Origin of the sequence: Metabacillus sp. YM-086, from assembly GCF_048059995.1 — a bacterium.
Taxonomy (GTDB): domain Bacteria; phylum Bacillota; class Bacilli; order Bacillales; family Bacillaceae; genus Metabacillus; species Metabacillus litoralis_B.
This window is the reverse complement of the sequence record NZ_JBLUOI010000123.1, coordinates 309-9,079: the sequence shown is the minus strand read 5'-3', so window position 1 is coordinate 9,079 and position 8,771 is coordinate 309. Positions and strand designations below refer to the sequence as shown.

7 protein-coding genes, 1 rRNA gene and 2 pseudogenes are annotated in these 8,771 nt (G+C 34.4%); 4 read left to right on the top strand and 6 right to left on the bottom strand.

Features of this window, described 5'->3' with window-relative positions:
* The 5 genes and pseudogenes from ACEWK1_RS26325 to ACEWK1_RS26305 form a co-directional block, all read right to left on the bottom strand.
* Nucleotides 1–61, bottom strand: a 16S ribosomal RNA gene (locus ACEWK1_RS26325); the annotation flags it as partial.
* 530 nt (nucleotides 62–591) lie between these two features.
* Nucleotides 592–1,161, bottom strand: a complete 570-nt coding sequence (locus tag ACEWK1_RS26320) for a hypothetical protein (RefSeq protein ID WP_121660788.1) — start codon at nucleotides 1,159–1,161, stop codon at nucleotides 592–594.
* A gap of 318 nt (nucleotides 1,162–1,479) precedes the next feature.
* On the bottom strand, nucleotides 1,480–1,986 hold the full coding sequence (locus ACEWK1_RS26315) for a DUF3231 family protein (RefSeq protein WP_332328039.1): 507 nt from the start codon (nucleotides 1,984–1,986) through the stop codon (nucleotides 1,480–1,482).
* A gap of 45 nt (nucleotides 1,987–2,031) precedes the next feature.
* Nucleotides 2,032–2,499, bottom strand: a pseudogene (locus ACEWK1_RS26310) (DUF3231 family protein); the annotation flags it as partial.
* A 218-nt stretch (nucleotides 2,500–2,717) separates the two neighbouring features.
* Complete coding sequence (locus ACEWK1_RS26305) at nucleotides 2,718–3,560, bottom strand: tyrosine-type recombinase/integrase (protein WP_121660787.1); 843 nt, start codon at nucleotides 3,558–3,560, stop codon at nucleotides 2,718–2,720.
* A gap of 451 nt (nucleotides 3,561–4,011) precedes the next feature.
* On the opposite strand from ACEWK1_RS26305, the gene ACEWK1_RS26300 reads away from it, so the two are divergent.
* Nucleotides 4,012–4,140, top strand: coding sequence for a biofilm-forming protein (locus tag ACEWK1_RS26300; RefSeq protein ID WP_121660786.1), 129 nt, complete (start codon nucleotides 4,012–4,014; stop codon nucleotides 4,138–4,140).
* Between the two features lie 336 nt (nucleotides 4,141–4,476).
* On the opposite strand, the gene ACEWK1_RS26295 is transcribed toward ACEWK1_RS26300, so the two are convergent.
* Nucleotides 4,477–5,610 carry an NADH:flavin oxidoreductase gene (locus tag ACEWK1_RS26295; protein ID WP_212138815.1) on the bottom strand — a complete coding sequence of 378 codons (1,134 nt, stop codon included), beginning with the start codon at nucleotides 5,608–5,610 and terminating at the stop codon, nucleotides 4,477–4,479.
* 676 nt (nucleotides 5,611–6,286) lie between these two features.
* Here ACEWK1_RS26295 and ACEWK1_RS26290 point away from each other — a divergent pair.
* From ACEWK1_RS26290 to ACEWK1_RS26280, 3 genes and pseudogenes are all read left to right on the top strand, one after another.
* Complete coding sequence (locus ACEWK1_RS26290) at nucleotides 6,287–6,985, top strand: YetF domain-containing protein (RefSeq protein ID WP_121660784.1); 699 nt, start codon at nucleotides 6,287–6,289, stop codon at nucleotides 6,983–6,985.
* Between the two features lie 474 nt (nucleotides 6,986–7,459).
* Nucleotides 7,460–8,050 carry a spore coat protein gene (locus tag ACEWK1_RS26285; RefSeq protein WP_162987253.1) on the top strand — a complete coding sequence of 197 codons (591 nt, stop codon included), beginning with the start codon at nucleotides 7,460–7,462 and terminating at the stop codon, nucleotides 8,048–8,050.
* Nucleotides 8,051–8,099: 49 nt separating this feature from the next.
* Nucleotides 8,100–8,771 (top strand): annotated as a pseudogene (locus ACEWK1_RS26280) (hypothetical protein); the annotation flags it as partial.

Below are 8,771 nucleotides of genomic sequence, written 5' to 3'. Positions count from 1 at the left end.
CTTGCATGTATTAGGCACGCCGCCAGCGTTCGTCCTGAGCCAGGATCAAACTCTCCAATAAAGAGTTGATATAGCTCTTAGTTTCGTCTATAAAAGACAAATAGTTAACGTTGACGTTTCTGTTTTGTTTAGTTTTCAAAGAACTATCAAGCTATGTTTCAAAGAAACCAGCAACAGAAATTATTGTATCAAATAACTTCTCCGTTGTCAACTTCTCTGAATATTTTTTAGAGATAATAAATGTCACTAGCATTTCCTAGCGACAAGATATATCTTATCACTCAACTTCGCAGAAGTCAATATCTTTTGTGAATCTTTTATTCTAAAGAATTAATCTAAACACAAAACTTATAATAACATAAATTATCCCGTTCTTATCAACTTCCATGAAATTAACTTAAGTTAGATAAATAATGTAATTGAAGAAATTAGATCTTACCATAACACTTAGCAGAAATCAATAAAATAAAGATGGTATTTATATACAAAAAAGAGGGCAATCAGACTATAACAGACCTAAAAATTAAGATATGGCTAACAGCTTCTTCAACAACAGGATAAAGCTATTAGATAAAATGCTACATTAACTATTTATTTTTGATGGTGTGTTAAGTAAAGAAAAACTTTGGTTAATACAATTGCAATAATTAAAATGGCTAAATAATTAAGAAAGAGAAAAAAATAGTTCATTCCATTATCTAGTTTGATTAAATCCCACGCAGCCATGACTGGTTTAAATAAAAAAGAGAAAAAGACACTTGTTATTACACCGTAAAAGAATACATTCTTATTGTTATTAATACACCATTGGTACACTAACATAAAGGTGACAGGAACTAGTGAAGCATCTAAAGCAAAGTTAACAGGCATTACAGGTATGGCCTGAAATGGGTAATATACGTGACCTGTTCTCATTGCTATAGCATCAGAATATGTAAACCATGTATGTATATTAAATCCATAAAACCCAATCTGAAAAACCTTTGTTCTATCGATTTTAAAATAAAGAATTACAAGAGGAACAACAAGCATTGAAACAATAACCCAAAATGGTCCTGTACCTAGATGTGAGAAGTCTTTCCAATAGTCCAACCACATGGAAACAACCTTCTCTTGTAAATTTAGTATCTCATCTAATCTCTTTCCTTGCTCCTTGGTCATCAAGATAGATCCACTCCTACTCTCTTTTTCGTGTAGTATTAGTGAAAACCATTAACATTATAATAAATCTTTATCTTATTTACATATTTACGGACTATTAAATTTAGGAAATATAATCCTAGGTATGACCGACCCTTTCCTACCGTATATAATTAGTCCATAAAAACCTTTTCAGACGATGATAAGTGTATTGCTTTCATGTAATTACCCCTAATTAATTCGAACACACTGTTATTGTTGAAGACTCTTTCACTGTAACAATTAAAGAAACATTCAATACCGGCACGTGATAAATTACAAATTACAGTAAATTCCTCCTTATTTACTTTCCCCCCTTATTAACTCATCTCTGTCTGCTGCCATTGGAGGCTGTTCAAGCCAACCATTTATTATCATAATATTTGCTCCATCTTCAGCATACAATTGAATTTCTAAGGATAGCCTGTTATACATGGAAGGAATGTCTCCTCTAGGACTTTGACTAGCACCGGTTCCATAATATCCAACACTCATCGCAATTAAACCAGATGTAAAGTACATCATAAGGCGATCAGAAAATGTATGTGATGTACTAGTTGTTACTTCTGCATCCCAGGACATTGGAGCAGGAAGTTTGCTTTCTTCTAATTTCCCCCTAAATAGTTTAAGATGTTTATTCCCAATTTCTAATCCTTTTAAAAAAAATTGTTTTACTTCTTTATTTTGCGAAACCTGACTAAAGCCTTGAAGCGTTGCAACTCCCAACGAATTTCTTTGGAGATTATTAAATAGGTTATCGATCTCAGATGCCACTAACGGTCTTTTCTCCCCAAACACATCTAACATAAACCCTTGCTTTTTCACGAATTCAACCTCTTCTAGATAAGGTATACTAGGGGCTCTTACAAATAATCCTTTTGACAATAATAGGTCAGTTGAACTTTTATTTAATTCGATTGTTTCTTCAAGACAGTTAATGAAATAATCTTTAATGTCATTTCTAGCAGCTGATGATACAGCAGCACCATATAAAGTAAGTCCGACCTTAGACATTTGGTTGATAAAATTTAATACAAAACTGTCAGAATAAAGTTTAGGAGCATTTAAATCTGTATCATTTTAAATACAACAGCCATTAGGAACTCTACTTTTTTCATTTGTTAATATAGCTGTAACTTTTTGAATATGAGATTTAGAAGATTCTAAAGCATATTCAATTATTGGTCGAATTTCATGATCATCAACTTTTTCCAAAAAATAGGTGAGAACGCAAATACTAGCACTATCATTTAAATATTGCGCCCATAGTTGACCCAACTCACCAGCAGTAAGTGTAATTTTGATTTCCTTGTTAACCATGATAACCTCCCAAAAAATGTGTTAGAGGTATTTTATCCAATTAGCTATATATGTATCAGTTATTTCAGTTTAAACATTAGATTCCTATCTATTACAACAATTGTGGGAAGATATACATCTTAAGTAGATACTAAACAAAAAAATCCTGCAGAAATTTCCACAGGATTTTTGATAGGATTTTAATTCAAGAGCAAAGACAAAGCCTCCGTGTGTATCATTTAAGAAAAAGCTTGATCAATTGCCTCTTCTAGGTTTGTTACTACGTTATTTGTATAACGTTTTGTTACATTAACATCTTTATGACCAGCCAATTTCGCTACTGTATGAATATCAATACCTTTATCAACTAACTTCTGACAAAATGTATGGCGTAATTTGTGAGGATGAACATCATATTTCTGTAACATATATTGTACAGCTCTAGTAGTTATTCTTTTGTTAACACTCGAGACAATTAATGCTTCATTCGCTGTTTTAAGAGATTCTATATAATTACTTAGGTGTATACTAACTTCTTGTGAAAGTGGAACAGTTCGTTCAACTTCACCATTAATATCTCTTATAAGGAGAAGTCTTTCTTCTTCATTAATCTTTATATCTGATACATTTAATGCACATAGTTCTGAAATACGAATTCCCGTGTATAAAAGAGTATAAACAATAGCTATGTTCCTAAGATTTCGATCAGATTTCACGGCCGATAACAATAGCTTTTCTTCATGTTCATTAAGGGACTCAGGTACCTCATTATCCTTTACCTTTTCTACACATTGAATATCAACAATAATTTCAGGTCTTCCTAAAAAACGAGAAAACACGCTTATAGCTGCAAGATATTTTTCAATTGTTCCTGCATTTCTTTGTAGTTCTTCTAAATGATCCATATATAATTGAACGTCATTCTTAGAGATCTGTTCAAGTTCTTTATTATGTTCATCTAACCATGTTTGAAATTTCTCAAGAACACATACGTAAGTCTTTATTGTAGAGTCAGCTTTACCTTGTTCTTTTTGCCATTTAGAAAACTCCGTTATAATTGTTTGTTTCTCTTTGTTTGTCATACCATCACCGCCCCTTAATTTAAATTAGAAAAGTAATAAACTATATTTAGTATATAATGAAAGTTCCTAAAAATCAACTTCCGTGAAAATTATACAAAAAAAGAACTAACCCTAATGGCGATCCGAACAGGACTCGAACCTGTGCCTCCTGCGTAACATTCAGACATTCTAACCAAGTGAACTACCGGACTAGGTTTTTTTGACATCAGTCAAAATAACATAATGAGATCAATTCAGTATCACGTTCTTTATGCTGAAGTAAACAAAAATATAATATTGTATCGATACTAAAAATGATCAAATCAATTAATTTTAGTACACTTTGGCTGAGAATAGGAATAAAGGAAAAAATCATTTACTCCCCTAATTATAAGATTGAAGAATTAAATTTTATATATTTGAGAAAATAACTAATGAAGAACAGTTATTTTCTAGGAAAAGTGGTGAAAAAATGACTAAAAAGGGAATTCAGAACTCTAGTATTGAACAATTGAAGAATGATCACGAGACAGAAACAGCTTTTAAAGTAGATGACCCCAAAAAACATAATGGCAATTCAAAAAGATCAAACAAGATTTAACAACTCTAACAAACAAAATAAAGAAGCTCCCTTAAAAACCCTTTGGCAAAACCAAAGGGTTTTTAAATCAAGATAAAAACATATTAGTGATGTTCTTAGTGTGGTAATTATATCCTTAATAGTGAGTAATGGTGAATCCATAATTTACAATGTACGAACAACATTCACTCGTATTTAGAGTAACTATTTTTTTCTGTTTCTTGAACTTTTTCGATTAACTACATCAATTTATATTAGCCTATCTATCCAACCGTGCCAGCCTTTTACCAAACCTTTGATGTTATTTATATAATAAAAAAGTCTCACCTTTATATATAAATGAGGTGAGACTTTTTGTTAAGCTTCAAATTCCTTTATTTTCGCGTCTGGGCTTAACATTTTTTCAGGTTGGAAATCTTCTATTGCTTCTCCATTCTTTACTTTGTTTACCCAGTCATGGTTTGCAAGCGCTGCTTTTCCAAGAGTAATAAGATCGGCGTGACCTTTTTCGATGATTGAACTAGCTTTGGCTGGTTCTTCTAAATGACCATTTGCGATGACGGGAAGAGATGCATATTTTTTCGCTAGAGCAGCAAGTGAAGGCCCGCCATCTCCAAATGCAGAGTCTGTTGCAGACGTTCCTTCTCCTTCAGGAAACGCTGGTTGCCAAGCTTCATATTCTGTGACATGAATATAGTCTAGTCCTGCATTACCAAGCTGACCAAAGATGATTTCTGCCCCTTTTTCTTTATCATCCCACTTATGTGTGTAATCATTTACTTTACCTTGTGAAATACGAATACCAACAATAAAGTCAGTTCCTACCGCTTCTCGGACGGACTTAGATACTTCTACTAATATACGAACACGATTTTCTGTTGATCCTCCGTATTCATCGGTACGTTTATTTGTGTAATCAGTTAAAAATTGATCAAGTATGTACCCATTGGCACCATGTATTTCAACACCGTCAAACCCGGCTGATTTTGCATGTTTTGCTGCTTGTACGAAACCATCAATCACATTGGTGATATCTTCTTTCGTTGCTTCGTTCGGCATCTTGAAGGGTCCTTTGCCTCCATAGAATTCCATCTGTTCCCCTTTTGGTTGAACAGATGATGGGGCGATCGTATCTGTTACAAAACGATTTCCTTGTGATAAAGCACCAGCATGCATAAGCTGACCAATTATTTTTGCTCCTTCTTGATGAACAGAATCCACTACCTTCTTCCACGCTTGCTCTTGTTCATCATTTATAATACCAGGTTGATTCAAATAACCTTGACTGTATTTATCATCAGGATAGATCCCTTCTGTAATGATGAAACCAAAGCCTCCTCGGGCAAACGATGTATAGTAAGATGCCATTTGGTCTGTTGCAAGTCCCTCAGGGGTAGCGCTTGTACGTGTCATTGGGGCAAGACCCACTCGATTGCTTAACGTTGTTGTACCAATGTTTATGTTCTCAAATAAGATACTTGTATTTGTCATGTATATAGCTCCTTTCATATGTAGACCTAAAATAGTATTCCCATTTTTAAAAAAGCATTCTCTGCCTGTTGTTTTTTCTCCAGATGTAGAACCTGTTCCTTCTGTACTTCAAACATATGGAAGCACCATTCCCTTATAAAATCAGGTTCATTGTGCGTAGTTATATTCATTTCATTTCTTTTTATGCAAAATGAGAATTTATGAAGAAAACTTGTCCCAAAACATCGTGATCCGATAGTCGAATTTTTGGGAGTCATTTCTATATGTGAATGATCTCCGAATGCATTTCCTACTCCATTAATGGTTTTAGATTCATTAACTATGTCTTCAAAATATCCTGTGCCTATAATGAAGGTCCCTAGTACTGAGTAAAAATGATAATACTTCTGTAACTCTGTGATGGTAATCCCTCATTACTTGCTAAGTAATTAATTTACCTATATTGAACTGCTAATTGGTGTTATCTTGTTTTGGACTTCACTCAGCCCATTTCACCAAAGTATTGTATTTTTTTCCTGCTTTTAGGTATGTGTCTATCTATTAAATGGGTAAAAACCTGTCATTGTTGATCAATCTTCATGAGCTCTTCAATCTAAAAAAGTTTATATAAACTCTCTTCATCACATTAAATATTTCCCTTCACTTATAGACAAAATATAGGAAAGGAGGTTTTTTCATGTCAGTACTGGAATTAGGACTTAGAGTTTTACTGTCATTTGCAACAATGTTATTAATGACACGAATTATGGGTAGAAAAGAAGTTAGTCAAATGACATTTTTTAACTTTGTCTCAGGGATCGCAATTGGCTCGATTGGAGCCAACCTAGCTGTGAGTAATAATTTAAGTATACGAAATGGAGTACTTGCATTGGTTGGATGGGGTATTATAACGATTTTGATGGACTTAATTGATATCAAGTCTAAAAAAGCACGTTATGTTATTGAAGGAGAACCGATTATCGTTGTCAAGGATGGACAGATTATGGAAAAAACACTTAGAAAGGTTCGTCTAGATGTTGATGCTTTAAATGCAATGCTTAGGCAGAAAAATGTTTACTCGTTAGCTGATGTTGAATACGCGATCTTTGAAACCGACGGTAAACTTTCTGTTGTTAAAAAACAAAATAAACAAACAATTACTAAAGGTGATTTGAATATCGAGAGTAGCACGAAACAAATTTATCCACTCCCAACAAATGTAATATCAGATGGTAAAGTGAATTATCAAAATCTTTCTAAGTTAAATTTAAACGAGGAATGGTTAAACCAGCAGTTAACTAGCAAAGGAATCAATTCTGTATCAGAAGTTTTTTATGCTGAAGTAAATAAAGATGGAACATTATATATTGACAATAGAAATGATACTGTCCATTAGACAAAGAAACATTGAGGACACTTAAAAAATATAAATACTCCACTTTCAAGTTTACGGAGTACAAACAATTACTAATAATGGAAAATAAAACTTATAAAAATGTGAAAAAATAAAGAAAACAGTTAATTTCAAGGAAAGTGTTGAAACTGTGACCAAAAAGGAATCCAAAACTCTAAAAAAACTGATCATGAAACTGAAACTGAGTTTAAAGATTCTAAGAAATATGTATATTGCTGTAACCCCCTTGATAAGGGGTTTTCTATCATCTTTCCTGTTACCGACGATAGCTTTTCCCTCGGTCTACTCTTTCTTAATATCAGGAATTTTCTCCCGCGTTTACACTTACCCAAATTAACACGGATATGAATTATTCAATGGCCAAAGTTCCCTCCTTAATTTGGAAGAATTTTTCCCCATTCTAAGCTCACACTATTTTTTGGGCACATGTCCAATTTTTTTAGAGGGAGACATTATATGATGAACTTTGCTGCACATGAACTGTTAGAGACACAAGAAGCACTACGAGTAAAGATTGCTGAAATTGAACAGCATGGTGCTTTTGCAAATCAATGTCATGATCAAACACTAGCTGGCATTTTAAGAAATCATCAACAAAGAATGATTCAAGCATATCAGCAGGGCCTTAACCTTCTACAGGGTAGAGGTAATAATATGGCATATCATAATCCTGATTTCCAAGGACATTACTCCACTACCGGTATGCAAAACCAAGTTCCACTTGGTGTTCCAATGCCAAATACAAAAACATTATCGGATCAAACGATCGCAACACTTGTTTTAAATGCACATAAAACAGGCTCTGTTATGAGTATGGTTTGGGCAAATGAATGTGTTGATCCAGCTATCAGACATTACCATGTACAGGGAGCACTTTTATGTCAGGAAATGGCCTACGACATTTGGAGCTGGATGAATCAAAATGGTTACTATCAACCACCAAGATTCCCTCAATCTCAAATGACACAAATGGCATCAATGTTTCAACCAATGACTAACATTGATATGCAAAATCGCATAAATAATACTGGTAACTTTTCATACTAGGTAATAAACTGTTTGGATTTAAATAACACATTATAAGGAGGACTTCATTATGAATGGACAAGGTTTTGGTTTCCAACAATTTGGTGCTTTAGGCAGTTCACAATCAATGTTTCAACCTGGGTTTGCTGGAACTGATGCTCAACATGTTGCTCGTCAAAATGCCCAATCTGCTCATAGCGGATCTCAGGTTCAGGGTGGGTTCAATTCTTTTGGACAATCACCACAATATATGATGAGTGGTCCACAAGCTATGTTCCAACCCGGCTTTGCTGGAACTGATGCTCAACATGTAGTTCGTCAAAATGCTCAATCTGCTCACAGTGGATCTCAGGTTCAAGGTGGGTTCAATTCTTTTGGACAATTACCACAGTATATGATGAGCGGACCTCAAGCTATGTTCCAACCTGGTTTCGCTGGAACTGACGCGCAGCATGTAGTTCGTCAAAATGCTCAATCTGCTCACAGCGGATCTCAGGTTCATGGTGGATACAATACTTTTGGACAATCACCACAGTATATGATGAGCGGACCTCAAGCTATGTTCCAACCTGGGTTTGCTGGAACTGATGCACAGCATGTAGTTCGTCAAAATGCACAAACTGCTCATAGCGGTTCTCAGGTTCAAGGCGGATACAATACTCTTGGACAATCACCACAGTATATGATGAGCGGACCTCAAGCTATGTTCCAACCTGGGTTTGCTGGAACTGATGCACAGCAT